The organism is Exiguobacterium sp. s150, assembly GCF_018618435.1.
In the GTDB taxonomy this organism is placed as follows: Bacteria; Bacillota; Bacilli; order Exiguobacteriales; family Exiguobacteriaceae; genus Exiguobacterium; species Exiguobacterium alkaliphilum.
Map to the genome: position 1 here is coordinate 118,387 of NZ_JACSMC010000001.1, position 25,670 is coordinate 144,056.

The following is a 25,670-nucleotide window of genomic DNA, read 5'->3' on the forward strand; positions in this document are numbered from 1 at the left end:
GGCCAGCATGAATTAGTTTGTCGATCTTGGCGGGCGACGATCTCCGTCACGACGCGGCGGACGGCTATCACGTGGTGGACGACTCTCACGTTGCGCTTTCCGTTTCGCTTCATAAGCTTCGCGTTCCTCCGGTGACAACCCTTCAAGGATGAGCACTTTGTGTGAAGCGTTGACGCGGCCTTTGTCATCAATCTCGGTCACGCGGACTTTGATTGTATCGCCAAGTTTGACGACGTCTTCGACGTTCGCGACACGCTCTAAGCTGAACTCTGAGACGTGGACGAGTGCGTCCTTCCCTTTGAACAATTCGACGAACGCACCAAACTTCTCAATCCGGCGGACGGTCGCGTCGAACTCTTCGCCGATGACGACTTCACGGACGATGTCACCGATGAGCGCCATCGCCATGTCGATGCCGTCTTGGTCGGTCGAGGCGATGAACACCGTTCCGTCCTGTTCGATATCGATTTTGACACCGGTCTGGTCGATGATGCTGTTGATCATCTTCCCACCTGGTCCGATGACGTCGCGAATCTTGTCCGGGTTGATTGTCATCGTGACAATCTTCGGTGCATACTTCGACAACTGCGGACGTGGCGCATCGAGCGTCTCGAGCATGTGGCTCAAGATATGGAGACGGCCCACACGCGCTTGTTCGAGTGCCTCGACCAAGATGTCGCGTGTGATCCCTGCAATCTTGATATCCATTTGAAGTGCCGTGATTCCGTCTTTCGTTCCCGCGACTTTAAAGTCCATGTCGCCGAGGTGGTCTTCGAGCCCTTGGATATCCGTGAGGACCGTGTAGTGTTCGCCTTCCATGATGAGACCCATCGCAATCCCGGCAACCGGGGCCTTGATTGGTACACCAGCGTCCATGAGGGCGAGCGTCGAGCCACAGATTGAAGCCTGTGAACTAGAACCGTTCGACTCAAGTACTTCCGACACGAGACGAATCGTGTACGGGAAATCCGCTTCCTTCGGGATGACCGGGAGCATCGCACGCTCACCGAGTGCCCCGTGACCGATTTCACGACGACCTGGTGCCCGGACCGGACGCGCTTCACCGACCGAGAACGGCGGGAAGTTGTAATGGTGCATGAAGCGTTTGTTCTCTTCGAGACCGATGCCGTCGATGATTTGCGCATCACCGATGACGCCAAGTGTCGCGACCGACATGACTTGCGTCTGACCGCGTGTGAACAAACCGACGCCGTGGGCGCGCGGCAACAAGCCGACTTCCGAAGCGAGCGGGCGAATCACGTCAGGACGGCGACCGTCAGGACGGACCTTCTCAACTGTAATCAAGCGGCGGACTTCATCTTTGACGAACTTGTTCAAAATGCCAGACACTTCTTTCAACTTGGCCGGCTCGTCCGCGAGACGCTCTTCGTAAATCGCGACGTACTTGGCGATGACTTCATTGATCGCCTCGTCACGGGCATGCTTCTCTTCGACTTGAACGGCCTCGACGATTTCAGGGCGGGCCGCTTCGAGCTCAGCTGACAACGTCTCGTCAAACTTCGACACGGTATATTCGAATTTCGGTTTCCCGACAGCTGCGACGATCTCGTTTTGGAACGCGACGAGCTTTTTAATCTCATCGTGACCGAACAAGATTGACTCGAGCATGATGTCTTCTGAGACTTCGTTCGCACCGGCCTCAACCATGTTGATGGCGTCAGCCGTACCGGCGACTTGAAGCTCGAGTTCTGTCTTTTCGAGTTGTTCCGTCGTCGGGTTGACGATGAACTCGCCATCGATGCGGCCAACCGTGGCACCGGCAATCGGTCCGTCAAACGGGACATCCGAGATTGAAAGGGCGACCGACGTTCCGAGCATACCGGCCATCTCTGCCGAGCAGTCCGGGTCGTTTGACATGACGTAAATCATGACTTGGATATCGTGACGGAATCCATCCGGGAAGAGTGGGCGAATCGGACGGTCGATGAGACGTGACGTCAAAATCGCGTTCTCACCAGGACGACCTTCCCGACGAAGGAATCCTCCTGGAATTTTACCGACCGAATACAGTTTTTCTTCGTAGTTGACCGTAAGCGGGAAGAAATCTAAATCTTTTGGTGCTTTCGATGCGGTTACCGTGGCGAGCACGACCGTGTCACCGTAACGCACGAGCGCCGAACCGTTCGCTTGTTTCGCGAGTTGGCCGACTTCTACAGATAGCGGACGTCCGCCCCATTCTGTAGAAAATACTTGTTTCGTACCTAACATGAACATTCTCCTCTCAAACCTTATCTAGTTTATTATGTAACTCATTCCTACGAATGTCTAATGATTTTCCTTTTAAAAAAGAAGAAACGGACTAGGAACAAATGTCCCAGCCCGTCACGTGGTCCGGTCGGATTAGCGACGAAGACCAAGGCGTTGAATCAATTCACGGTAACGTGTAACGTCCTTGTTACGAAGGTACGTAAGCAAGTTACGGCGACGTCCAACCATTTTCAAAAGACCGCGACGTGAGTGGTGGTCTTTCTTGTGTGTACGAAGATGATCGTTTAATGTGTTGATTTGTTCAGTCAATACTGCAACTTGAACTTCCGGTGAACCAGTGTCACCTTGTTTTGTCGCGTATTCCGCGATGATTTCATTCTTACGTTCTTTTGAGAGTGCCATTTGCCTCTCCACCTCCAATTAAATAAAATTGCCGCGTTGCCGAGCCGACGTTGGTGAATCGATCAGCCAAGCGAAACGGTGTACTTTGCGTACCAAAATAGAATACAGGAGTCCGTGTTTAAAGTCAAGATAGGATTGAGCGGGCCGTCGTCTCGTCTTGCTTCAACTGCGCGATGAGCGAATCGAGGCCGTCGAACGCCCGCTCGTTGCGAATGAATCGGACCCATTCGATCTCAATCAATTGTCCGTATAAGTCCTCAGAGAAATCAAACAAGTGACTCTCGATTGAGACGTCGCCCGTGTCATAAAACGTCGGGCGCCGCCCGACGTTCGTCATCGCATGAAACGTCCGACCGTCACGCAACCGGACCCGCGTCGCGTACACGCCGAGCCGTGGCATGACGTAAGAGGCGTCCATGACGACGTTCGCCGTCGGGTATCCAATCGTGCGTCCGCGGGCATCTCCGTGGATGACTTCCCCACAAATCACATAAGGGGAACCAAGCAGCGTTGCCGCCGCATCCACTTCCCCGGCACCGAGCAGTTTTCGAATCCGGGTCGACGAGACTTTCTCCCCACCCTCGGTCTGTTCATTGACGACCGACGTCGTGAAGCGACCGCGGGCATGGAACGGCATCGTCTCCATTGTCCCTTCCCCGAACTTGCCATACGAATAATCAAATCCGGCCGTCACGTGGACGGCACCGGCGCCAATCAAATAGTCGTCGACAAACTGTTGCGGCGATAGGCCCGCGAGTTCTTTCGTGAACGTCAAGACGAGGCAGCGTTCGACTCCGAGCGATTCGATGCGCTTCAACTTGCGCGAGAGCGGCGTGATGTAACGCACCGCGTCCGGTTTGTTGGACAGCACTTGCTTCGGATGTGGGTCGAACGTGACGACCGTGACCGGTACGTTCAGCCGCTCCGCTTGTTCCTGCGAATGGCGAATCACGGCTTGATGGCCCGTGTGGACACCATCGAAGAATCCGAGCACCATGACCGAAGGGACAACGTCCGGCGTCTCGGGATATGTGAGATGTATCGTTTCCATACTTTCGTTTCCCCCTTAGTCGATCGTCAACATGACCTCGACTGTTGCGTCTGTCGTTCCGTCAAGCCGTCGGTAGAGGGCGAGCGGAATTCCTTCTTCATTATAGACAGTAAACAGCTCGAATTCGAGCGAGACGTCGTTCAACTTGCCGCCGTTACGGATATACCGTTCCCGGTTCGCCGCAATCGTCATCGTCGGCCAGCGTTTGATGACTTCTTCGAGCGGGATGACATAGTGCATCCGTTCCTCGACCGTCTCAAGCGCCATGAGCGTCTCAAGGCTGACTGCGGCCGCTTCATCGAACGAACCCGACATGGTTCGGCGAAGGTCGCTCATGTGCGCCGGATACCCAAGCTGTTCGCCAATTTGAACGGCGAGTGTGCGGATGAACGTCCCTTTCCCGCAGTCGACTTCGATTCGGAAACGACAGACGTTGTCATTGAACGTAAGTTCGCTCGTCCTTACGAGTTGGTGAACCTCGACCATCCGGCGCGGCCGTTCGACCGTTTGCCCTTTCCGAGCATACTCATACAGCTTCTTCCCGTTCACTTTGACGGCCGAGTAGTAAGGGGGGATCTGTTCAATCGTTCCGGTCAGCGTCTGTAGGACACGATCGACGTCTGCGGCCGTGAACGCCGTTGCCTCGACGTCACGCGCCTCGACAACTTCGCTATGGGCGTCCTCGGTCATCGTCGCCGTCCCAATCGTCACCTCGGCAACATATCGCTTCCCTTCGTCCGTCAAAAAGCGTGATAACTTCGTCGCCCGACCGAGACAAATCGGCAACACCCCGGTCACTTCTGGGTCGAGGGTGCCCGTATGGCCCACTTTTTTCGTTTGGAATAACTTGCGCAGTTTGAAGACACAGTCATGACTCGTCATGCCGGCATCTTTATCAAGGATGAGTACTCCTGTCGGTTCCATGTTTTTCCCTCCACATGAAAAAGGGAGACGTGAGTCCCCCTTTCCATTATTCGCCTTTGTTCAAGTCGCGAATCAACGAGTCGATATGGCTACCATATGCGACCGATGAATCGTACGCGAACGTCAATTCCGGTGTTTTCCGAAGACGGATGCGGCTGCCGATTTCACGGCGGATGAAACCGCTCGCCTTATCGAGTCCTGCTTGCGTCTCTGCCTTTACTTCAGCGTCGTCTCCGAGCACGGTATAATAGGCGGTCGCTTGTTGTAAGTCTCCCGTCACTTCGACGCTCGTGATCGTCGCGTTCTTCGTACGCGGATCGCTCACTTCACGAAGTAAAATGTCTGTGATTTCTTTACGCATCTGTTCAGCGACGCGTTGGGCACGAATGTTCATACGTGTTCCCTCCTCGCTTTATTTCCGTTCGACTTCTTTCATGACGAACGCTTCGATGACGTCTTCGACTTTGATGTCATCAAACTTCTCGACTTTAATTCCACACTCATAACCTGTCGCAACTTCTTTGACATCATCTTTGAAGCGGCGGAGCGTGTCGAGTTTGCCTTCGTAGACGACAATCCCGTTACGGATGACGCGGACACCGGCGTCACGTGAGATTTTACCTTCCGTGACGTAACATCCTGCGATCGTTCCGACTTTTGAGACTTTGAAGACGTCACGGACTTCAACTTGTCCTGTGATCTCTTCAACGAACTCTGGGTCGAGCATCCCTTTCATCGCGCTCTCGATCTCTTCGATGGCGTTATAGATGATGCGATGGAGACGCATTTCAACGTTCTCTTGTTCCGCCATAGAACGGGCATTCCCGTCAGGACGGACGTTGAAACCGATGATGATGGCGTTCGCAGCCGAGGCGAGGATGACGTCACCTTCTGTGATCGCACCGACACCTTGGTGGACGATGTTAACTTTGACGCCTTCGACGTCAATCTTACGGAGTGACCCAGCGAGTGCTTCCGCTGAACCTTGAACGTCCGCTTTGATGATGACGTTCAAGTCTTTCACTTCGCCTTCTTGAATCCGGCTGAACAAGTCGTCAAGGCTGACTTTCGCCGACTCACGACGCTGTGATTCGAGGTAACGTTGGTAACGTTTTTCCCCGATGGCCCGTGCCTTCTTCTCGTCTTCAAACACGATGAACTGGTCACCGGCTTGCGGAACGTCGTTCAATCCTGTGATTTCGATCGGTGTCGATGGACCGACTTCTTTCACACGACGACCGATATCGTTGACCATCGCCCGGACACGACCGAACGTGCTGCCGACGACGATCGAGTCTCCGATGCGAAGCGTTCCGTGTTGAACGAGGAGCGTCGCGACTGGACCACGGCCTTTGTCGAGCTTCGCTTCGATGACCGTACCGCGGGCTGGCATGTCAGGCGTCGATTTGTATTCTTCGACTTCTGAAACGAGAAGGATCATCTCGAGCAACTCGTCGATGCCTTCACCTTGAAGGGCTGAAATCGGAACGAAAATCGTTTCGCCGCCCCACTCTTCAGGAATCAATCCAAATTCAGTCAACTCTTGTTTGACGCGGTCGGGGTTCGCCCCTTCCTTGTCCATCTTGTTGACTGCGACGATGATTGGAACGTTCGCCGCTTTCGCGTGCGAAATCGCTTCTTCTGTCTGTGGCATGACACCATCATCCGCTGCGACGACGATGATCGCGATGTCCGTCACTTCGGCCCCACGAGCACGCATCGTCGTGAAGGCGGCGTGACCAGGTGTGTCGAGGAACGTGATCTTCTTGTCGTTGACTTGTACTTGATACGCACCGATATGCTGTGTGATGCCACCTGCTTCGCCGGCAACGACTTTCGTGTTCCGAATCGAGTCGAGAAGCGTCGTTTTACCATGGTCGACGTGACCCATGATCGTCACGACTGCCGGGCGTTCTTCAAGGTCATATTCTGAGAAGTCGACTTCGACCGTCTCAAAGTCGATTTCATCGACGACGACCTCTTTCTCGACTTCAAACCCGAACTCTGATGCGAGCAATTCAATCGTCTCGTCATCGAGCGTTTGGTTGATCGTCGCCATGACACCAAGACCCATCAACTTCATGATGATCTCGTTTGGCTTTTTATTCATTTTCGAGGCCAAGTCCGATACGCTCAAGACGTCCTCATACTTGATGACGTTGCCCATCTCCGCCTCTTGTGCGAGACGCGCAGCTTTCCGTTGGCTCGTCTTCGAGTTTGGATCCGCTTCTTGCGGGATGGCTGCCTTCGCCGGCTTGCCTTTCCCTTTACCGCGTTTCTTGTTGCGGTTGTCGTTCCGGTTGTTCCCACCGAAACGGTTGCTTCCGCCGCGGTTTGATTGATTGCCTTGCGGAGCAGCTTGACGCGTTTTTGGCGCTTCTTTCTTCTCTTGCTTCGGTTGCTCTTTCGGCTGTTCAGTCGCCGCTTTCGGTGCCGCTTTCTGTTCAGCCGCACGATATTTCTCAGGGTTAAAAATTCGATCCAATTGTTTCACCGATTCCTCATCTAAAACAGCCATATGATTCTTCACCGGCTTGTTCAATTTTTCGAGCTGGGTAATGACTTGTTTACTTGTTACGTTCTGTTCTTTTGCAAATTCATAGACGCGTTTTCCCAAAGCATCCACCTCCGTTAATAGTTACGAGAGAAGTTGCTTAAGCTTGTTCGCAAATCCGGATTCGGTCACTGACACGACGACCCGCATATCTTTCCCCATGGCAGCGCCGATCGTATATCGGTCGCTCACTTCCACGTAAGGAACACCATACGATGTACATTTGTCGGTGACCCGTTTTCTCGTTGACGGTCCTGCGTCTCCGGCAAGGATGACGAGCTTGGCGCGGCCAGCCCGAATATCCTTTAATACAAACTCTTCTCCCATCGTTACTTTCCTCGCTCTTGCGGCAAGGCCTAACAATGATTCCCACTGGCTCATGAGACGTCTCCTTCAACTGCTTGTTTCAGCTGTTCATAAAGTGTCTCATCCGTCTTCACTTTCAAATGATGGTCGAGCGTCCGTTTTTTCTCTGCTAAACGGATGACGTCCATCTGTTTCGACAAGTATGCGCCTCGTCCGTTCATCTTCCCGGTCGGGTCGATGACGACGTCGCCTTCAGGCGTCCGGACGACACGAATCAAGTCTTTTTTCGGTAACATCTCTTGCGTGACCACACATTTGCGCAAAGGAAGTTTCTTTTGCTTCATGATCATTCCTCTTCTTTTACCGTCGTCGACTCAAGCACTGTCTCGTCAGCCTGTTCCATTTCATTGTGAACAATTTCTGGCTCCGATTCAACTTTTTCGGCGTACGTATCGAACAAGTCGAGCGCTTCCGCATCCGTTTCGCTCTTAATGTCGATCTTCCATCCTGTCAACTTGGCCGCAAGGCGCGCGTTTTGACCACGCTTCCCGATTGCGAGCGACAATTGATAGTCCGGGACGACGACCGTCGTCGACTTGGCCGGTTCATTTACGTAAACCGCCACGACTTGGGCCGGGCTCAGTGCGTTTTTGACGAACTCTTTCGGGTCTTCCGACCAGCGAACGATATCGATTTTCTCACCGTTCAACTCATCGACAATCGTTTGGACACGCTGCCCTTTCGGACCGACACACGCGCCGACCGGATCGACGATGTCGGAATGGACCGCGATCTTCGAACGGTCCCCCGCCTCACGCGACACCGACATGACGTCGACCGTCCCGTTCGCGATTTCCGGCACTTCGAGTTCGAATAGACGACGGAGGAGGCCCGGGTGCGTCCGCGACACTTGAATCGCAGCGCCAGAACCTTTCGTCGTCGAGTCGACTTTTGTCACGTACACTTTGATCCGGTCATGAATCTGGTACGATTCGTTCGGCATCTGTTCGTTCGGTGTGAGCACCGCCTCGATGTTGTTCTCAAGGCCGATATACAAGTTGCGCGGATCGAAACGTTCGACGATTCCCGTCATGATCTCGTCTTCTTTGTCCGCGAAGTGGTTGTAAATCCGCTCGCGCTCGGCTTCGCGCATCTTTTGCGTGACGACTTGTTTCGCCGTCATCGCCGCGACGCGACCGAAATCGCTCGGCGTCACTTCTTCCTTGTGGAAGTCACCGAGCTCGTAGTTCGGGTCGATTTCGTGCGCTTCTTCGAGCGAGAGCTGTTGCTCGGGCTGCGTGAGACGCTCGACGACTTCAAGCAAGGCGAAGACGCGAATATCGCCTGTCACTTGGTCGAACTCGACTTTGACGTGTTCGTTCGGGTTGGCGACATTTCGGCGATATGCCGAGATGAGCGCTTGCTCGAGCGCATCGATGATGATGTCTTTCTCGATCCCCTTTTCTTTTGCAATCTGTTCGATTGTTGTGAGTAATTGTGGCCCCATCTTTACCTCTCCTTAACTAAACGTGACCGCTAGGCGGGCTTGTGCAATTTTGTCTACTGGTAGCGAGATCGCTTTTTTACGTGTCTTGATTTTTGTCTCGACGACAGCCGTTTCACCGTCGTACGCCGTTAAAATACCTTCGAACTCTTTGGCACCCTCGATTGGGGCGAACGTCTTGATGTAGACGTTTTTTCCAATCGCCCGTTCAAAGTCGACCGGTTTCTTGAGCGGGCGCTCCGCACCGGGACTCGAGACGTCAAGATAATAGGCTTGTTCGATCGGGTCGGTTTCGTTTAGTTTCTCCGAGAGTTGTTCGTTGATATTGACGCAATCATCTAAATCGACACCCCCCGGCTTGTCGATGTAGACGCGCAAGAACCAGTCTGGACCTTCTTTCACGAATTCAACGTCGACTAATTCCATGTTCGCTTGCTCGACGATCGGCAAAGCGATGGCTTCGACGACCTCTGTTATTTTGGACACTCTCATCCCTCCTTCTTGGCTTTTACATACAAGAAAGGAGTAGGGTTCCCTACTCCTTTCCGTCGTAGTATCCAACTTTGTTCGATACTAATATATCATATTTTCCCGATATTCTGCAACTTACACCCCAAAATCAAAGAATGACAGCTGGTTCTCATCCGGCAGGCCTTCAAGACATTTCATCGTGTCGAGCGTCTCGATAATCGTTTTCGATAACTTGGCCCGTTTCCGGAGATCTTCTTTTGACAAGAACTGACCTTCGGCCCGTGCCTCGACGATGGCCTTGGCCGCATTCGTCCCTAAACCGTCGACTGCGTTGAACGGCGGGATGAGCGTGTTGCCTTCAATCAAGAATTCGGTCGCGCTCGAACGATATAAATCGATGTTTTGGAACTTCATGCCCCGCTCGAGCATCTCGAGTGCGAGTTCGAGCACGGTATGAAGCCCTTTGTCTTTCGCCGTCGCATCGAATCCTTTTTCGCGGATATCCGACATCGCTTTCCGGACGGCTTGCGACCCTTTGATCATCGCCGACAAATCGAAGTCGCCGGCCCGGACCGTGAAGTACGTCGCGTAATACAAAATCGGATGATGGACTTTGAAATACGCGATGCGGACGGCCATCAAGACGTACGCCGTCGCGTGCGCTTTCGGGAACATGTACTTAATTTTCTTACAAGAGGCGATATACCATTCCGGTACCGCGTTCGCGCGCATCTCGGACTCCATCTCCTCGGTCAAGCCTTTCCCTTTTCGAACCGACTCCATGATTTTGAAGGCGAACGACGGTTCAAGTCCGGCGTAAATCAAATAGACCATGATGTCGTCTCGACACCCGATGACGTCTTTTAACTCACACGTACCGTTGTAAATCAATTCGTTCGCGTTCCCGATCCAAACGTCGGTCCCGTGAGACAATCCTGAGATTTGGACGAGCTCCGAGAACGTCGCCGGCTTCGTCTCTTCGAGCATCTGCCGGACGAACTTCGTCCCGAACTCAGGGATGCCGAGCGTCCCCGTCTTCGATTCGATTTGTTCCGGCGTGACGCCGAGCACTTCCGGTGATGAGAAAATCTTCATGACCGTCGGATCATCCGTCGGAATCGTCAGCGGGTCGATGCCCGACAAATCTTGGAGCATCCGAATCGCGGTCGGATCATCGTGCCCGAGAATGTCGAGCTTGAGCAAGTTGTCATGAATCGAGTGGAAGTCGAAATGGGTCGTCTTCCATTCAGACGTCTTGTCGTCAGCCGGATATTGAATCGGCGAGATTTCCGCGATGTCCATATAGTCCGGGACGACGATGATTCCGCCCGGGTGTTGCCCGGTCGTCCGTTTGACACCGGTCACACCGGACACGAGCCGATCGACTTCGGCGTTCCGATAAATCTTATCGTTCTCGGTCGCATACCCTTTCACGTAACCGTACGCCGTCTTGTCAGCAATCGTCCCGATTGTCCCGGCACGATAGACGTACTCTTCACCGAACAATACTTTCGTGTAGGCGTGGGCGTGCGGCTGATATTCCCCAGAGAAGTTCAAGTCGATATCCGGGACTTTATCCCCTTTGAAACCGAGGAACGTCTCGAACGGGATATCGTGGCCGTCTTTCTTATACCACGTGCCGCATTCCGGACACTCCTTGTCCGGCAAGTCATATCCTGAACCGACCGACCCATCATTGAAGAAGTAAGAATGCTTACACTTCGGACAGACGTAGTGCGGTGGGAGCGGATTGACCTCGGTAATCTCGGTCATCGTCGCGACGAGACTCGAACCGACCGACCCCCGTGACCCGACGAGGTAGCCATCGTCGAGCGACTTCTTCACGAGTTTATGCGAAATGAGATAGATGACGGCGAACCCGTGACCGATAATCGATTTCAGTTCTTTCTCGAGCCGGGCCTCGACGATTTCCGGAAGTTCCTCGCCATAAATCGAGCGAGCCATGTCATAGCTCATGTTACGGACTTCGTCGTCCGCCCCTTCAATCTTCGGGGTGAACAGCTCATCCGGGATGATTTGAATCGACTCGATTTGGTCGGCGATCGCGTTCGGGTTCGTGATGACGATTTCACGGGCCAGTTCGTCGCCGAGGAACTTGAACTCTTCCATCATTTCCTTCGTCGTCCGGAAATGCGCGTGTGGGAGTTCTTTACGCGTGTTAATGAAGTTCGCCCCACCTTGCGTCCGAATCAAGATTTCACGGTACGAGCGGTCCGTCCGGTCGAGATAATGGACGTTCCCCGTCGCACAGACAGGCAGATTTGCTTGCTTCGCGACACGAATGATCCGTTTGATGATGTCACGGAGCTCGAGTTCGTTCGCGACGATTTCTTTATCGATTAAATGTAAATAAAGCGCCGGCGGATGAATCTCGATAAAGTCGTAGAACGCCATCATCTTCTCGAGTTCTTCGTCCGACTTGTTCAGCGCCGCGTCAAAAATCTCACCGTTGTCGCAGGCCGATCCTATCAAAAGGCCCTCACGACGTTTGATGAGTTCAGAACGTGGCATCCGGGCCATCCGGAACAAATAGTCGATATGTGAGAGCGAGATCAACTCATACAAGTGACGTAATCCAGGTTTCTTATTTTTCGCATAAATCGTCGCATGGAATGGCCGAATCTTCGAGACGTCACTCCCGACTTTCGCGTTGAGCGAGCGGTGCGTCTGCATCTCGAACATCTGCTTGGCGAGATCGAGCAGCTTCATCAATAGATAAGCCGTCGCCTCGGCATCGTATATCGCCCGGTGGTGCTGGGTCAATTCGATGTCGAATCGTTTGGCGAGCGTGTTCAGTCGATGGTTTTTGAGCGTCGGCAAAATCGTCCGCGCGAGCTCGAGCGTATCGATGACCGGATAGTCGTCCGGCTCATGGCCACCGCTCCGGAGCGTCGCCTCGAGGAAGCCCATATCGAACGCCGCGTTATGCGCGACGAGGATACTGTCGCCGCACCAGTCGACGAACTGTTTCGTGATCACTTCCGGGTCCGGCTGACCATGGACCATGTCGTCAGTGATGCCCGTCAACTCGATCGTCGTCGCCGAGAGCGGATGTTTCGGGTCTGCGAACGCCTCGAAGCGGTCGATGATTTCCCCGTCTTTAATCTTCACCCCGGCCAGTTCGATAATCTTGTTATAGACTGCCGAAAGACCGGTCGTCTCGACGTCGAAGACGACGTATGTCGCATCGTCGAGAGCGATATCGGTCGGATGGTAGGCGACCGGGACACCGTCATTGACGACGTTCGCCTCAACACCGAACAGCACTTTAATATCGTTTTTCTTGCCCGCGTAATACGCCTCAGGAAACGATTGGACGCCGGCGTGGTCCGTGATCGCGATGGCGCGATGTCCCCATTTGGCGGCTCGGGCGACGAGCGCCGACACGTTCGTGACGGCATCCATCTGGCTCATCTGCGTATGGGCGTGCAGCTCGACACGTTTCTCACCGTCCCACTCGTCACGGACGGGCTCGACTTTCACTTCTTGGAGCTGCGAGGCCATCATGCATAGTTCGCGCATGAAGCTATCGTCTTCGACACGTCCCGCCGCTTGAATCCACATGCCTTTTTTGACGGCGCTGAGCATGCGGTCGTCATCATCGTCACGGGCGAACACTTTGACGATGAGCGAATCGGTATAGTCCGTCATCTTGAACGTGAACAGTTTCTTCCCGCTCTTCAATTCTTTTCGTTCGGCCGAGAAGACGAGTCCACGAATGGCGACGCGTCGTTCTTCTTCGATGATCGTCTTAATTTGGACGATTTCATCTTTAATCAGCGCACCCATGCGCACCTCGGTAACCGGTTCCTCGTTCGACTCGGTCGTCTTGGCGAACTGGGCGGCGAGCGCCATTTTCGCTTGTTCGATGTCTTCCTGAACGACTTGCTCGCGGAGGGCTTGGTTCGCTTCCACGTCTTCTGAGAACTGGGCTTGGCACGGCTTTTTCGTGAAGCCGTACGCACTGTACAGCGCCTGGACTTCTTGACATAACTCTTTATCGACATAACTCGCCTCAGGTGCGGAGCGCACGGGGATGAGCAGTTTATTTTGCATAAAGCGCGGTTGGACGGAGGCGAAGTACGTACGCATCGCCCCGGACACTTGACTCAGTTCGCTGACGATACGCGGCCAGTAGTCGATATAATCGGCGTCTTTGCCGCCCTGTTCCGTCGTGAAGCGCGCATACACCTCATCGGCGAACGTCGCATAACGATTTTCAAGTCGGCTCATGAACAGCTGGTGCACCTCATACGGCAACACACGTTGCAACCGAAAATGGAACGTCCACGTCCGCCGTTGTTTATTGACGACGAGCCGTGTCAACTCGGCACCGTCAAATTGATCGGTCTCGGTCGTGATGCCGAGGTCATTCAGTAGCAATAACATTTTTTGATTGGCTTCCACGGGTCAGTAATCCCCCCTTATCGTTCAACATCGACAAATGAAGGTGACGGCGTGAACCGTCACCTTCATGTCATCATTGGAGTGCGTCTAACTGTGCGGTCAAAACGGCTGCTAGGTCGTCGACAGTTGTCTCGATGACTTCACCTGTCGTACGAAGCTTCACTTCGACGACACCTTCACCGGCCTTTTTCCCGACGTTGATTCGAATCGGGAGGCCAATCAAGTCCGCATCGGCGAACTTGACGCCGGCCCGTTCTTTACGGTCGTCGTATAAGACGTCATATGATGCTGACAATTCCTTGTACAAGCGGTCGGCGAGCGCGAGTTGCGCCTCGTCTTTCGCGTTGATCGCAATCAAGTGCACATCGAACGGCGCGATGCTCTTCGGCCAGACGATGCCACGGTCGTCATGATGCTGTTCGACGACCGCCGAGAGCGTACGCGACACCCCGATACCGTAACAACCCATGATGAGTGGCTCGGCCCGTCCTTCTTCGTTCAAGAACGTCGCACCCATCGCTTCTGAGTAACGTGTACCGAGCTTGAACACTTGTCCGACCTCAATCCCGCGGGCGAAGCGGACCGGCCCTGACTCGTCAGGTGCCAAATCCCCTTCCACGACGAAACGGAGGTCGTGGAACGTCAAGTCAGCCAAGTCACGTTCCGCGTTGACGTGCAAGAAGTGTGTGTTCGCCTCGTTGGCACCACATACCGCGTCGACCAAATACTTGACGGCGTAATCGGCGACGACTTTGACCGGCGAATCGATCGGCCCGAGCGTTCCTGGTTCACAACCGAACAAGTCGATGATTTTCGCTTCTTCTTCCATTTGAATATCGAGTCCACCGAGTGCGTTCTTTACTTTCACATCGTTCGCCTCGTGGTCGCCGCGGACGATCGCCATGACCGTCTCGCCATCGACGTTGAAAAGGACCGACTTGATCGTCGTCTTCACATCGACGTCAAGGAAACGTGCCACGTCTTCAATCGTCTTGTGCTCTTTCGTGTCGACTTTTTCAAGTTCTGTGACCGTTCCGGCTTGCATCTCATATCGGTCGAGCGTCTCGGCCATCTCGATGTTCGCTGCGTAGTTCGAGCTGTCCGTATAGACGATCGTGTCTTCCCCGATTGCGGCGAGCGCTTGGAACTCGTGCGTGTCTTTCCCGCCAATCGCACCTGAATCGGCAACGACTGGGCGGTACTCGAGCCCGACCCGGTCGAAGATGCGCGAATAGGCGTTATACATGTTGTCGTACTCTTCGTCTAAACCGGCTTGGTCGGCATGGAACGAGTACGCGTCTTTCATCAAGAACTCACGACCTCGGAGCAACCCGAAACGCGGTCGACGCTCGTCGCGATATTTCGCTTGAATCTGATACAAGTTGACCGGCAACTTTTTGTATGAGTTCAACTCGTCGCGAACGATTGACGTGATGAGTTCCTCGTGTGTCGCACCGAGGGCGAAACGACGGTCATGACGGTCCGTCAGACGCATGAGTTCAGGACCGTAAATGCCCCAGCGCCCCGTCTCTTCCCAAAGCTCGGCTGGCTGGATGGCCGGCATGAGCAACTCTTGTGCGCCCACACGGTTCATCTCTTCACGAATGATGGTCTGGATATTTTGTAATACTTTGTGACCGAGCGGCAAATACGAATAAATGCCGGCTGCGTTTTGACGAATGAACCCGCCCCGGACGAGCAGTTGGTGGCTGACCGCCTCGGCGTCAGCTGGCACTTCTCGGAGTGTAGGCATAAGCAATCTCGATTGTTTCATAGGTATCAACGTTTCCCTTCTCTAACACGTTCTATTTGAAAAATGATTGAATATCGTTCCACGTGACGATGAGCATCAACACCATCAACAAGGCGAAGCCGATGAAATGCACAAAGCCTTCTTTTTTCGGGTCGATCGGCCGACCGCGCACCGCCTCGAAGAAGAGGAAGATGAGTCGACCTCCGTCGAGTGCCGGGAGCGGCAACAAGTTGAAGATGGCCAAGTTGACGGAAAGTAGAGCCGTCCAGTTGAGGAGCATAATCAGCCCGCTCGCTGCGACTTCATCCGTCATCCGGACGATCCCGACCGGTCCGGCAAGTTGGTCGACACCGACTTGACCGGTCACGAGGTCTCCGACGGCAGAAAAGATGAGCGTCGACATCGTCCACGTCGTCTCAGCACCCGTCGTGAACGCTTTCGTCGGAGAGCGTTCGAGCGCGTTCGTCACCCCTAAAATTCCGACCGTCTCACCGTTTTGTTCGAGCGGTTGCGGTGTGAGCGTGACCGTCTGTTCGGTCCCGGCTCGGACGTACGTCACTTCAGTCGGGACATCAGCACGATCGGCGAGCGCTTCACGTAAGTCGGCCCAGTTATCGAGCTCGTTCCCTTCGATTGAGATGATTTCGTCTCCCGCCATGAGCCCGGCTTGTGCTGCGGCCGATTCTGGCTGTACGGTACCGATTTGGCCGTCATCCGTCGGCGTGCCTTGGACGAGGCCGACGATGACGAGCAGGATGAAGGCGAGGACGAAGTTCATCGCCGGACCAGCCGCGATGGCGAGCACGCGTTTCCACACGGACTGCGCCCCGAACGTCCGGTCGTACGGTGCAATTTGAATTTCCATCCCTTGGTCGACGAGAAGCGTCTCGCGCTCAAGTTCGTACACACGGACTTCCTCATCGACGAGCAATTGGACTTTCAATTCCCGAATCGAATCAAATTTATCGACCGTACCGACGACATGGACATCCGTCGCCTGGTCCGGCTGAAAGTAGACACGGTCGACCGTGCCGGCTGCTGTCAGACGCAGACCGACATGTTGCCCGGCTTTGACTTCGATCGGTTCAAAATCTTCCCCTGCCATCTTGACGTAGCCCCCAATCGGCAACAGCCGAATCGTGTAGAGCGTCTCGTTTTTTCTGAATGACAGAATTTTCGGCCCGAAGCCGATTGCAAATTCATGACAGAGAATTCCTGCCCGTTTCGCCATGACGAGGTGACCCCATTCATGCACTGAAATGAGAACACCAAACATCAAAACGATGGCGATAAAAGTCGTCATTGTTTATTCCCCACCTTCACTTTCCTTGCTGAATCTGTAATCGAACCGCACGGTCAACTTCTAAAATGTCCGCGAGCGTCGGTTCCGCAATGATTGTATGGGCGTCCATCGCCTGTTCGACGAGCCGTTCGATGTCTAGAAAGGCGATCTCGCCGTTCAAAAACTTCTCCACGGCCGCCTCGTTGGCGGCATTGAGTACCGTCGGCATCGACCCGCCGGCCCGGCCCGCCTCATAGGCGAGGCGAAGAGCCGGATAACGTTCGAAATCGGCTTCTGCGAAATGGAGCGTCCCGATTTCTCTCAAGTTTAACCGCTTGCTCCCTTCGATTTCAAGCCGTTTCGGTGCAGCGAGAGCATAGAGGATTGGACCGCGCATATCCGGGGTGCCGAGCTGGGCGATGACGGCCGCGTCTTTATATTCGACCATCGAGTGAATAATCGATTCACGATGGAGCACCACTTCAATATCATTATAGTCGATATCGAACAACCAGTGCGCTTCGATGACTTCAAGCCCTTTATTGAACATCGTCGCCGAATCGATCGTGATTTTTGCCCCCATCGACCAGTTCGGATGATTGAGCGCCTCGTCGACGGTCACCTCGGCGAGCTGTTCCCGCGACTTGTCACGGAAACTCCCTCCAGAGGCAGTCAAGATGATTTTCGCGACGTCTTCTCGGCGCTCCCCGTTCAAGCATTGAAAAATCGCTGAATGTTCGCTGTCGACCGGAAGCAAGTTGACGCCGTGCTCTTTGACGGCGGCCATGACGAGATGCCCGGCTGTGACGAGCGTCTCCTTATTCGCGAGCGCGATGTCTTTCCCGGCTTCAATCGCAGCGAGCGTCGGCTCGAGACCGACGGCACCGACGACCGCCGTCACGACCACGTCCGCCCGTTCTGCCGTCGCACATTCAATCAACCCTTCTAGTCCGATGAAAAAGAGTGGTTCGTATGTAAGGCGGGGCTTCAACTGTTCAAGTACTTCAATCGATTTGGCCGATACGTATTTCGGGCGAAGCCGGTTAATCCACTCCTCCGCCACTTCAACGTTCGTCCCAAACGCGTACGCCTCTAATTCAAACAAGTCGGGGTGCTGTTCGATGACGTCACACGTTTGTACGCCAATCGATCCAGTCGCCCCGAGTAAGCTGATTCGCTTCATCTTGACACTCCCTTATAACAAATTAAAAATCCAAATGACGGTAAAGACGGCAATCATGCTATCGAACCGGTCCAAAATCCCGCCGTGTCCCGGTAAAAGGTGCCCCGAGTCTTTCACCCCATAGTGGCGTTTATACGCCGACTGGACCAAATCGCCGAGCTGGCCGACGACCGCGACGACGAGGGCGAGAATGATCACTTCCCAAAGCGGCAAAATCGGATCGACGAGAATGAACGCGATGCCGATGACGATCCCGGAAAGAATTCCGCCGACCGCCCCTTCGATCGTCTTATTCGGACTGATGGACGGCCAAAGTTTCGTCTTCCCGATCGCTTTCCCGGTGAAATAGGCACCGGAATCGGTCGCCCAGATGATGAACAAGACGAGCAACACTTTACTCAGTCCGTCATCCGATAATCGCACGAGCGCGAAGCTCGTAAACCCGATGACGAGATAGACGGCGGAGACGAAATAAAAACTGGCATCTTCATACGTGAACCGATTTTTCGTCACGACGGTCCAAAACAGAAGCAACGTCAAACCGAGAATCATCCATTGGTTGACGGACATCGGCAGTTCGCTCATATCCATCTGCCGTTCGAGCAACATCATGACGAACGGGAAAGCGACGAGCAGTGCGGTGACGAGAAACGGGAAAGCGGTCAGTTTGTGACGCCGCATCAACGTGAATTCACTCAACCCAATCAAAGCGAGCACACCCATCAAGATGACGAACGGGCTGCCGCCGAGGGCGATGAGCGTGACGAAAATCGCGCCGGCCCAAAGTCCGGTAATAATTCGAGTCTTCATATTAGACACCACCAAATCGACGCGTCCGGGCATTGTATGCCGCAATCGCCTCTACGAAATGGTCGCGCTTAAACTCTGGCCATAAGACGTCCGTGAAATGTAGCTCGGCATACGCCCCTTGCCAAAGCAAGAAGTTCGAGAGCCGTTGCTCCCCGCTCGTCCGAATGATTAGATCAACGTCCTGTATGTTCGTCATGAGTCGTTCCCCAATCATCGCGTCATCGATGTCTTCCGGCAAAATCCGGCCGGCAGCCACGTCCATGGCGATGAGGCGCATCGCTTGAACGAGCTCATCGCGCCCACCGTAATTGAGGGCGAACACGAGGTCAAGTCCTGTATTCGTCGCGGTCCGCGTCCGCGCCTCCTCGACCGCTTCACGTGTGCCGCGCGGCAATTTTGACACGTCGCCGGCCACAAGGACACGGACGTTTTGTTCATCGAGTTCGTTTAAATCTGTCTCGAGAAACTGCTTCGGCAACTTCATCAAGAAGTTGACTTCTTCTTCAGGGCGCGTCCAGTTCTCGGTTGAGAACGCATAGAGCGTCAGCGACTTGATGCCAAGCTCTTGCGCCGTACGGACGGACTCGCGCACCGATTTCATCCCTTCCCGGTGACCCATGATGCGCGGGAGCCCACGTTTTTTCGCCCAACGGCCATTGCCGTCCATGATGATGGCGACGTGTTCGGGAATGCTCAGTTCCGCTTCGGTCTTCGTTTTAGGATTCACCCATTTAAACATACTCTGTCCTCCTGATTGTATGAAAGAGGGACCCTCTCATTAAAAGGGTCCCCACACAGCTTTTTGGTATACCACTTCCGTGATTACACTTCCATGATTTCTTTTTCTTTCGTCGCTGCAGACTCATCAATCTTTTTGATGTACGAATCCGTTAACGTTTGGACGTCGTCCGCATAACCACGGAGATCGTCTTCCGTCATCTCGCCGTCTTTCTCGAGCTTCTTCAAGTTCTCGTTCGCGTCACGGCGAACGTTACGGACAGCGACTTTCGCTTCTTCCGCATACTTCTTCGTGATTTTAACGAGTTCTTTGCGTCGCTCTTCCGTCAAAGCTGGGATAGCAAGACGAATGACCGTCCCGTCAGATGATGGTGAGAGACCGAGGTCCGCTTTTTGAATCGCTTTCTCGACTTCCGATACCATCGATTTATCCCACGGTTGAATCAAAAGAAGGCGGGCTTCCGGCGTGTTGATGTTGGCCACTTGGTTAAGCGGTGTCGGCACACCGTAGTAATCGACTTGAACCGGGTCTAAAATCGAGGCGCTGGCACGACCTGTGCGAAGCGTCCCGAAGTCGCGTTTGAGTGCGGCGTGGGCTTTCTCCATTTTTTCTTCAGCAGTTTTCAACACTTCGTTTACACTCATGAATTGATTCCTCCTACTACCGTCCCGATATGTTCCCCGAGTACGACACGTTTAATGTTTCCTTCTTCAAGCAATGAGAATACAATTAGTGGAATGTGGTTATCCATACAGAGTGATGTGGCTGTCGAGTCCATGACTTGAAGTCCGTCTTTAAGCACGTCCAAGTACGTGAGCGTCTCATATTTCACCGCTTCCGGGTCAAGTTTCGGGTCAGCCGAATAGACACCGTCCACGTTGTTTTTCCCCATCAAGATAACGTCTGCCTCAATTTCAGCTGCGCGAAGCGCTGCAGTCGTATCGGTTGAGAAATACGGGTTTCCGGTACCGGCTGCGAAAATGACGACCCGCCCCTTTTCAAGGTGACGCATCGCACGGCGACGGATATACGGTTCGGCGACTTGACGCATTTCAATTGATGTTTGGACGCGCGTTTGGACACCGTTCGTTTCAAGGCTGTCTTGAAGCGCAAGTGAGTTAAGAACAGTTGCGAGCATGCCCATATAATCGGCATTCGCCCGGTCCATCCCGAGTTCACTCCCAGTCTTGCCGCGCCAAATGTTTCCGGCACCGACAACGACGGCCACTTCGACGCCCATAGCGACGAGTTCTTTGATTTGTCCAGAAATCGAGTTGACAATCGATGGATCGATTCCATACCCTTGATCACCTGCGAGCGCTTCTCCACTCAATTTTAACACAATTCTCTTATATTTCGGTTCCATACTTTGCCTCCTCTTGCTTGAAAAAAGGGAACACGCTCCCTTAACGAACTAACTCAAGGTTATACAGACGTGTTCCCAATTTTGAATGCATCACGTGTGACGCAGATTATTTTTTAAGTTGGTTCATAACTTCTTCAGCAAAGTTTTCTTCGCGTTTTTCCATGCCTTCGCCGACTTCGAAACGTACGAACGAGTTGACACGGCCGCCTTTAGACTCTACATATTTCCCAACTTTGAAGTCAGCGTCTTTGACGAATGTTTGGTCGACGAGGCAGATTTCCTCGAAGTACTTGTTCATGCGTCCTGCGATCATCTTCTCGACGATGTTCGCTGGCTTCCCTTCGTTGAGGGCTTGTTCAGTCAAGACTTTCTTCTCACGGTCTGCTTCTTCAGCTGATACTTGGTCACGTGTCGCGTAAAGTGGACGTGCTGCAGCAACGTGCATCGCGACATCTTTCGCAACTGTCTCGTCAGTCGTACCGTCGATGATGACGACCGAACCGATGCGCCCGCCCATGTGGAGGTACGTGCCGAATACAGCATCGTCAGCTTTTTCAAGAACAGCGATGCGACGGAGTGAGATTTTCTCTCCGATTGTCGAAGCTTCTTCTTGAATGTGCGTCTCAAGCGTTTTGCCAACGACGAATTCAGAAGCGAGCGCTTCTCCAACTGTCGATGCGCCTGAAGTGAGGACAGCTGTCGCCACGTCAGATACGAGTGTTTGGAACTTCTCGTTCTTCGCAACGAAGTCCGTTTCTGAGTTTACTTCGACGAGTGTAGCTTTGTTGCCGTCAACCGCTACTGCTGTCAAACCTTCTGCTGCGATGCGGTCGCCTTTCGCTGCCGCTTTCGCGATTCCTTTTTCACGAAGGAAGTCGATTGCTGCTTGCATGTCACCGTTTGTTTCAGTGAGTGCTTTTTTGCAATCGAGCATACCTGCGCCTGTTTTTTCACGAAGTTCTTTTACCATTGCTGCTGTAACTGCCATCGGAAATTCCTCCTTGTAACATTACAAATTTTAAGAAGAAGGCACGGTGCCTTCGTATACATGTCCTAAAAAAAGGTGATAAAAGGCTTTCCCTTTATCACCTGTTGTCTAACTGATTACTCAGCTTCTGTAGCTTCTGCTTCAGGTGCTACAGCTTCTTCAGCAACTTCTTCTTCACCTTGCTTCGCTTCGATGATCGCGTCTGCCATCTTAGAAGTAAGCAATTTAACCGCACGAATCGCATCGTCGTTCGCTGGGATAACGTAGTCGATTTCGTCTGGGTCACAGTTTGTATCAACAATCGCAACGATTGGGATGTTCAATTTGTGAGCTTCTGCAATCGCGATACGCTCTTTGCGTGGGTCAACGATGAAGAGAGCATCTGGAACGCCTGGCATATCTTTGATTCCGCCGAGGAACTTCTCAAGACGCGTCATTTCTTTTTTCAAGATGATGACTTCTTTCTTAGGAAGTACTTCGAACGTGCCGTCTGCTTCCATTTTCTCAAGCTGCTTCAAGCGGTTGATACGCTTTTTGATTGTTGAGAAGTTTGTGAGTGTTCCACCCAACCAACGCTCATTGATGAAGTACATACCTGAACGGAGTGCTTCCTCTTTGATCGTGTCTTGAGCTTGTTTTTTCGTACCGACGAAGAGGACGTTTCCACCTTCTGCCGCGAGTTCACGAACGAAGTTGTACGCTTCGTCTACTTTTTTGACCGTCTTTTGAAGGTCGATGATGTAGATTCCGTTACGCTCCGTGAAGATGTATTTCGCCATTTTTGGGTTCCAACGGCGTGTTTGGTGACCGAAGTGTACACCAGCTTCAAGCAATTGCTTCATTGAGATTACTGCCATGATAAATTTCCTCCTTGTGGTTTAAAAAAGTCCTCCGCCTCGTTCATCGTTGTATTCCGACCTTTCGGCACCGAGGAATACCATCCCGAGACGTGTGTGATGTGTTTAACACCGAGAATTACTATAGCATATGTCATCGAATCCGGCAACTCTCACTTGCCCCGAAATTTTGCATATAACGCCATCTCGCCTTCCCCTTTTCCGAGGAGGCGGGCCGCGTCACGCACAGAGTGACGGAGTAGCGTCTCTTCGACGAGCTGATGGCCCGCTCGTTCCCCCGAGTCTCGTTGAACGGGAGTTGCTACGGGTTCGTGCTTTTCCGGTTCAATCACCACGTCACGGACGTCTTGTTTGACGACATCGTTCATCGATTCCATGAACGATAACAACAACAGCTCGGTCTCACGTTTTTCTGCTTCAAGCTGCTCGACTCGGCTCTTTAGCGTCTGCAACTGTTTAAAGGCGAGTAAGAGCGCATAGGTGAATCCGATGCCAGCAACCAATAAAATAATCGTCATCTTCATCCTCCTTATGACGTCTTCTCTTCTAAATAGGATCGTCCGAGCGCCGATTTGAGCGTCTTTAACGCTTTGGAGTGGATTTGCGAGATGCGTGACGTCGACAAGTCGAGCACCTCCCCAATCTCTGTCAACGTCAACTCGTCGAAATAGAACAATGAGACGACGAGCCGTTCCTTCTCCGTCAATCGCTCAATCTCGTCCGTCAAGACGTCGAGAAGCTCACGTTGCAAGAGCGTATCTTCCGGCTTTTCTGAATCAGGGTCAAAGTACGTGACGGAGATCACTTTCCCTTCTTCTTGAAGCGTCACCGCCTCATCGATCGATAGCATGTTCGCGAAATACCCTTCCGCCATCGCTTTTTCAATCTCTGAAATCGGGATGCCACAAGCGGTCGCGAGCTCTTCTTTCGTCGGTGCCCGGTGCAGTTTCTGTTCGAGCTGCTCTGCCACTTGGTCAATCTTTTTGACCCGTTCACGCACGGACCGCGGGAGCCAATCGATTTTACGAAGTCCATCGATAATCGCCCCGCGAATCCGAAACGCCGCATACGTGTCAAACTTGTTGTTGTGATCTGGATCATATTTCATGAGGGCATCGTACAATCCCATGTAACCCAAACTTTTCAATTCGTCGCGTTCGACGCTTTTTGGGAGCGTCACGATCATTCGTTGTACGTGATAATGGATTAAAAATTCATAATGAGATAACAGTTCATTCGCCGTCTCCATATCACGGTCACTGTTCCAACGATCCCACAACTGAGTAAGCTGAGTCGTCATGTCGATCCCCCCTTAAAGTTCTTTCGTGCCTACACTGACCGTCCGAATCGACAATACGGATGTGGCCACATCAAATTCGATTGTGCGCCCGTTATGGCCGCCGCAATCTTCCGCGATTAGCGGAATGCGATGGGCCTTCAGCGCTTTGCGGATTGCCTCGGCGTTACGCTCGCCGATCCGCATCGCCTCGTTTTCGTATTTGAACTGAAACATTTGGGCGCCACCGGCCATTTTTGCCTGTATTCGACCGGCCCCGGCCCGTTTCAACGAGTCAACGAGTGCATCGATTGCCGTATCGGCATATTTTCCTACCTCGAGCGTCTGGTGTTTTCGGGCGATATTTGAGTCCGGCAGCATGACGTGTGCCATCGCCGCCACTCTCGTTTGCGCATCGTACAGAATCACACCGACACAAGAACCGAGACCGGCCGTTCGGAGTCGATTCGGTGCCGTCGTCTGTTTCCATTCCGCGATGCCGATTTTGAGCACCTCAGCCATGGCCGAGTAACCGCCGCTCGATTTGTTTGAGCGAGCCGTGTGTCGGTAGGAACAACACGTGGCCAGCACTCACTTTCTCGTCAATCAAGAACGTCGTGTCGATATAAAGCGCCGCGTCCTCTTCCGGCTGAACCGACGAGACGACGAACTCGACGATGGAGCCGGCCATGTCGATTGCTGTCGCCGGGACTTGAATCAGAATCGGTGTCGTCAACCAGTCGCTCAAGGCACGGGCGTACGCCCCGCTCATAATATTTCCAATCTCTTCCCATGCCGATTGGCCAAGGTCCGTCGCTTCGGCGAACGTGAACGGCCTTCCGATTAACGAGGTGACCATCGCCTCGGCGTCATCCACTGGAAACAGGATCAGAATCATGCCGCGAATCTCACCACCGAGTTCGAGCAAGACCGAGGCGACGTGCCGCTCGGGACCGCCGACCCGTTCCGGTAAATACGAGATCGGTTCCATCTCGGCCGACGAGACCGTGATGTTGACGGGTTTGGCCAACAGCGTCGACAACGCCGTCGCGGCGTGACCCGACCCGATATTCCCGAGTTCTTTCAATAAATCTTGTTCAAATTCACTCAGCATGTTGATCCTCGAACAAGGCGTTGGCATCTAGGAGCGAGAAAAGCTTGTCTTCCCCTTTGGCAATCGCCGTCAAATGCGCAGCGAGCATGTCTTGACTCGACTCAGGGATCGGTTCGATACGCACGTCGTCGCTCTCGACGACTTCATTCGCCCGGTCGACGATGAACCCGGCATCGCCTTGATTCAACGAGGCAATCAAGATACGCGTCTCGTCCGTCGCCTCAAGTTCCTCATAGCCGAGGCGGAGGCGAAGGTCGATGACCGGTGTGACGACCCCGCGCAAGTTGATGACCCCTTTGACGTGAGCCGGTGCGTTCGGGACGCGCGTGACCGGTTGCATACGCTCGATTGAACGGACCGACTGAACGTCAATTCCGTACGTGTTGTCGGCGAGTGAAAAGACTACCCATTTTTGTTCCATCTTGCTTCCTCC

The 25,670-nt window shown here is 53.3% G+C and carries 25 protein-coding genes; all 25 read right to left on the minus strand.

Annotated elements, in window-relative coordinates:
* Positions 1-12: 12 nt before the first annotated feature.
* On the minus strand, positions 13-2,229 hold the full coding sequence (gene pnp / locus KNP76_RS00630) for a polyribonucleotide nucleotidyltransferase (protein WP_214842085.1): 2,217 nt from the start codon (positions 2,227-2,229) through the stop codon (positions 13-15).
* 132 nt (positions 2,230-2,361) lie between these two features.
* Positions 2,362-2,631 (minus strand): 30S ribosomal protein S15, encoded by a 270-nt coding sequence (rpsO, locus tag KNP76_RS00635; RefSeq protein ID WP_015881433.1) that lies wholly within the window; start codon positions 2,629-2,631, stop codon positions 2,362-2,364.
* Between the two features lie 124 nt (positions 2,632-2,755).
* Complete coding sequence (locus tag KNP76_RS00640) at positions 2,756-3,682, minus strand: bifunctional riboflavin kinase/FAD synthetase (RefSeq protein ID WP_214842087.1); 927 nt, start codon at positions 3,680-3,682, stop codon at positions 2,756-2,758.
* A 15-nt stretch (positions 3,683-3,697) separates the two neighbouring features.
* Positions 3,698-4,606: a tRNA pseudouridine(55) synthase TruB gene (truB, locus tag KNP76_RS00645; protein ID WP_214842088.1), complete on the minus strand. Its 909-nt coding sequence runs from the start codon at positions 4,604-4,606 to the stop codon at positions 3,698-3,700.
* 46 nt (positions 4,607-4,652) lie between these two features.
* Complete coding sequence (gene rbfA / locus KNP76_RS00650; RefSeq protein ID WP_034808825.1) at positions 4,653-5,000, minus strand: 30S ribosome-binding factor RbfA; 348 nt, start codon at positions 4,998-5,000, stop codon at positions 4,653-4,655.
* Between the two features lie 18 nt (positions 5,001-5,018).
* Complete coding sequence (gene infB / locus KNP76_RS00655; protein ID WP_034815136.1) at positions 5,019-7,223, minus strand: translation initiation factor IF-2; 2,205 nt, start codon at positions 7,221-7,223, stop codon at positions 5,019-5,021.
* 21 nt (positions 7,224-7,244) lie between these two features.
* Complete coding sequence (locus tag KNP76_RS00660; RefSeq protein WP_034808829.1) at positions 7,245-7,541, minus strand: YlxQ family RNA-binding protein; 297 nt, start codon at positions 7,539-7,541, stop codon at positions 7,245-7,247.
* Entirely contained in the window at positions 7,538-7,810 is a 273-nt protein-coding gene (rnpM, locus tag KNP76_RS00665; protein ID WP_034808831.1) for an RNase P modulator RnpM, read from the minus strand. Before rnpM ends, KNP76_RS00660 begins: the two co-directional genes overlap by 4 nt.
* Before the next feature lie 2 nt (positions 7,811-7,812).
* The gene (nusA, locus tag KNP76_RS00670) at positions 7,813-8,973 is read right to left on the minus strand and encodes a transcription termination factor NusA (RefSeq protein WP_034808832.1); all 1,161 of its coding nucleotides are present in this window, start codon (positions 8,971-8,973) and stop codon (positions 7,813-7,815) included.
* 12 nt (positions 8,974-8,985) lie between these two features.
* Positions 8,986-9,456, minus strand: a complete 471-nt coding sequence (gene rimP / locus KNP76_RS00675; protein WP_034808833.1) for a ribosome maturation factor RimP — start codon at positions 9,454-9,456, stop codon at positions 8,986-8,988.
* 120 nt (positions 9,457-9,576) lie between these two features.
* Positions 9,577-13,851 carry a PolC-type DNA polymerase III gene (locus KNP76_RS00680; RefSeq protein WP_251137273.1) on the minus strand — a complete coding sequence of 1,425 codons (4,275 nt, stop codon included), beginning with the start codon at positions 13,849-13,851 and terminating at the stop codon, positions 9,577-9,579.
* A 91-nt stretch (positions 13,852-13,942) separates the two neighbouring features.
* Positions 13,943-15,643, minus strand: coding sequence for a proline--tRNA ligase (locus tag KNP76_RS00685; RefSeq protein WP_214842093.1), 1,701 nt, complete (start codon positions 15,641-15,643; stop codon positions 13,943-13,945).
* A 31-nt stretch (positions 15,644-15,674) separates the two neighbouring features.
* Positions 15,675-16,925 (minus strand): RIP metalloprotease RseP, encoded by a 1,251-nt coding sequence (gene rseP, locus KNP76_RS00690; RefSeq protein WP_214842096.1) that lies wholly within the window; start codon positions 16,923-16,925, stop codon positions 15,675-15,677.
* Positions 16,926-16,941: 16 nt separating this feature from the next.
* Positions 16,942-18,087, minus strand: coding sequence for a 1-deoxy-D-xylulose-5-phosphate reductoisomerase (gene dxr / locus KNP76_RS00695; RefSeq protein ID WP_034815130.1), 1,146 nt, complete (start codon positions 18,085-18,087; stop codon positions 16,942-16,944).
* A gap of 12 nt (positions 18,088-18,099) precedes the next feature.
* The gene (locus tag KNP76_RS00700; RefSeq protein WP_214842098.1) at positions 18,100-18,897 is read right to left on the minus strand and encodes a phosphatidate cytidylyltransferase; all 798 of its coding nucleotides are present in this window, start codon (positions 18,895-18,897) and stop codon (positions 18,100-18,102) included.
* A 1-nt stretch (position 18,898) separates the two neighbouring features.
* A complete protein-coding gene (locus tag KNP76_RS00705; protein WP_034808845.1) occupies positions 18,899-19,636 on the minus strand; it encodes an undecaprenyl pyrophosphate synthase in 738 nt (245 codons plus the stop codon).
* An 83-nt stretch (positions 19,637-19,719) separates the two neighbouring features.
* A complete protein-coding gene (gene frr / locus KNP76_RS00710; protein ID WP_034808847.1) occupies positions 19,720-20,280 on the minus strand; it encodes a ribosome recycling factor in 561 nt (186 codons plus the stop codon).
* Positions 20,277-21,002 (minus strand): UMP kinase, encoded by a 726-nt coding sequence (gene pyrH / locus KNP76_RS00715; RefSeq protein WP_034815124.1) that lies wholly within the window; start codon positions 21,000-21,002, stop codon positions 20,277-20,279. The genes frr and pyrH overlap by 4 nt, the downstream gene beginning before the upstream one ends.
* 106 nt (positions 21,003-21,108) lie before the next feature.
* Complete coding sequence (tsf, locus tag KNP76_RS00720) at positions 21,109-21,990, minus strand: translation elongation factor Ts (protein WP_214842100.1); 882 nt, start codon at positions 21,988-21,990, stop codon at positions 21,109-21,111.
* A 116-nt stretch (positions 21,991-22,106) separates the two neighbouring features.
* Positions 22,107-22,847: a 30S ribosomal protein S2 gene (rpsB, locus tag KNP76_RS00725; protein ID WP_021067146.1), complete on the minus strand. Its 741-nt coding sequence runs from the start codon at positions 22,845-22,847 to the stop codon at positions 22,107-22,109.
* Positions 22,848-22,999: 152 nt separating this feature from the next.
* Positions 23,000-23,365, minus strand: a complete 366-nt coding sequence (locus KNP76_RS00730) for a hypothetical protein (protein ID WP_034815123.1) — start codon at positions 23,363-23,365, stop codon at positions 23,000-23,002.
* Between the two features lie 11 nt (positions 23,366-23,376).
* Complete coding sequence (locus KNP76_RS00735) at positions 23,377-24,147, minus strand: FliA/WhiG family RNA polymerase sigma factor (RefSeq protein ID WP_034808856.1); 771 nt, start codon at positions 24,145-24,147, stop codon at positions 23,377-23,379.
* A 12-nt stretch (positions 24,148-24,159) separates the two neighbouring features.
* A complete protein-coding gene (locus KNP76_RS00740; protein WP_034815121.1) occupies positions 24,160-24,645 on the minus strand; it encodes a chemotaxis protein CheD in 486 nt (161 codons plus the stop codon).
* Positions 24,638-25,237: a chemotaxis protein CheC gene (locus KNP76_RS00745; protein ID WP_034815119.1), complete on the minus strand. Its 600-nt coding sequence runs from the start codon at positions 25,235-25,237 to the stop codon at positions 24,638-24,640. The genes KNP76_RS00740 and KNP76_RS00745 overlap by 8 nt, the downstream gene beginning before the upstream one ends.
* The gene (locus KNP76_RS00750) at positions 25,227-25,658 is read right to left on the minus strand and encodes a chemotaxis protein CheW (RefSeq protein WP_034808862.1); all 432 of its coding nucleotides are present in this window, start codon (positions 25,656-25,658) and stop codon (positions 25,227-25,229) included. Before KNP76_RS00750 ends, KNP76_RS00745 begins: the two co-directional genes overlap by 11 nt.
* Positions 25,659-25,670: the final 12 nt, after the last annotated feature.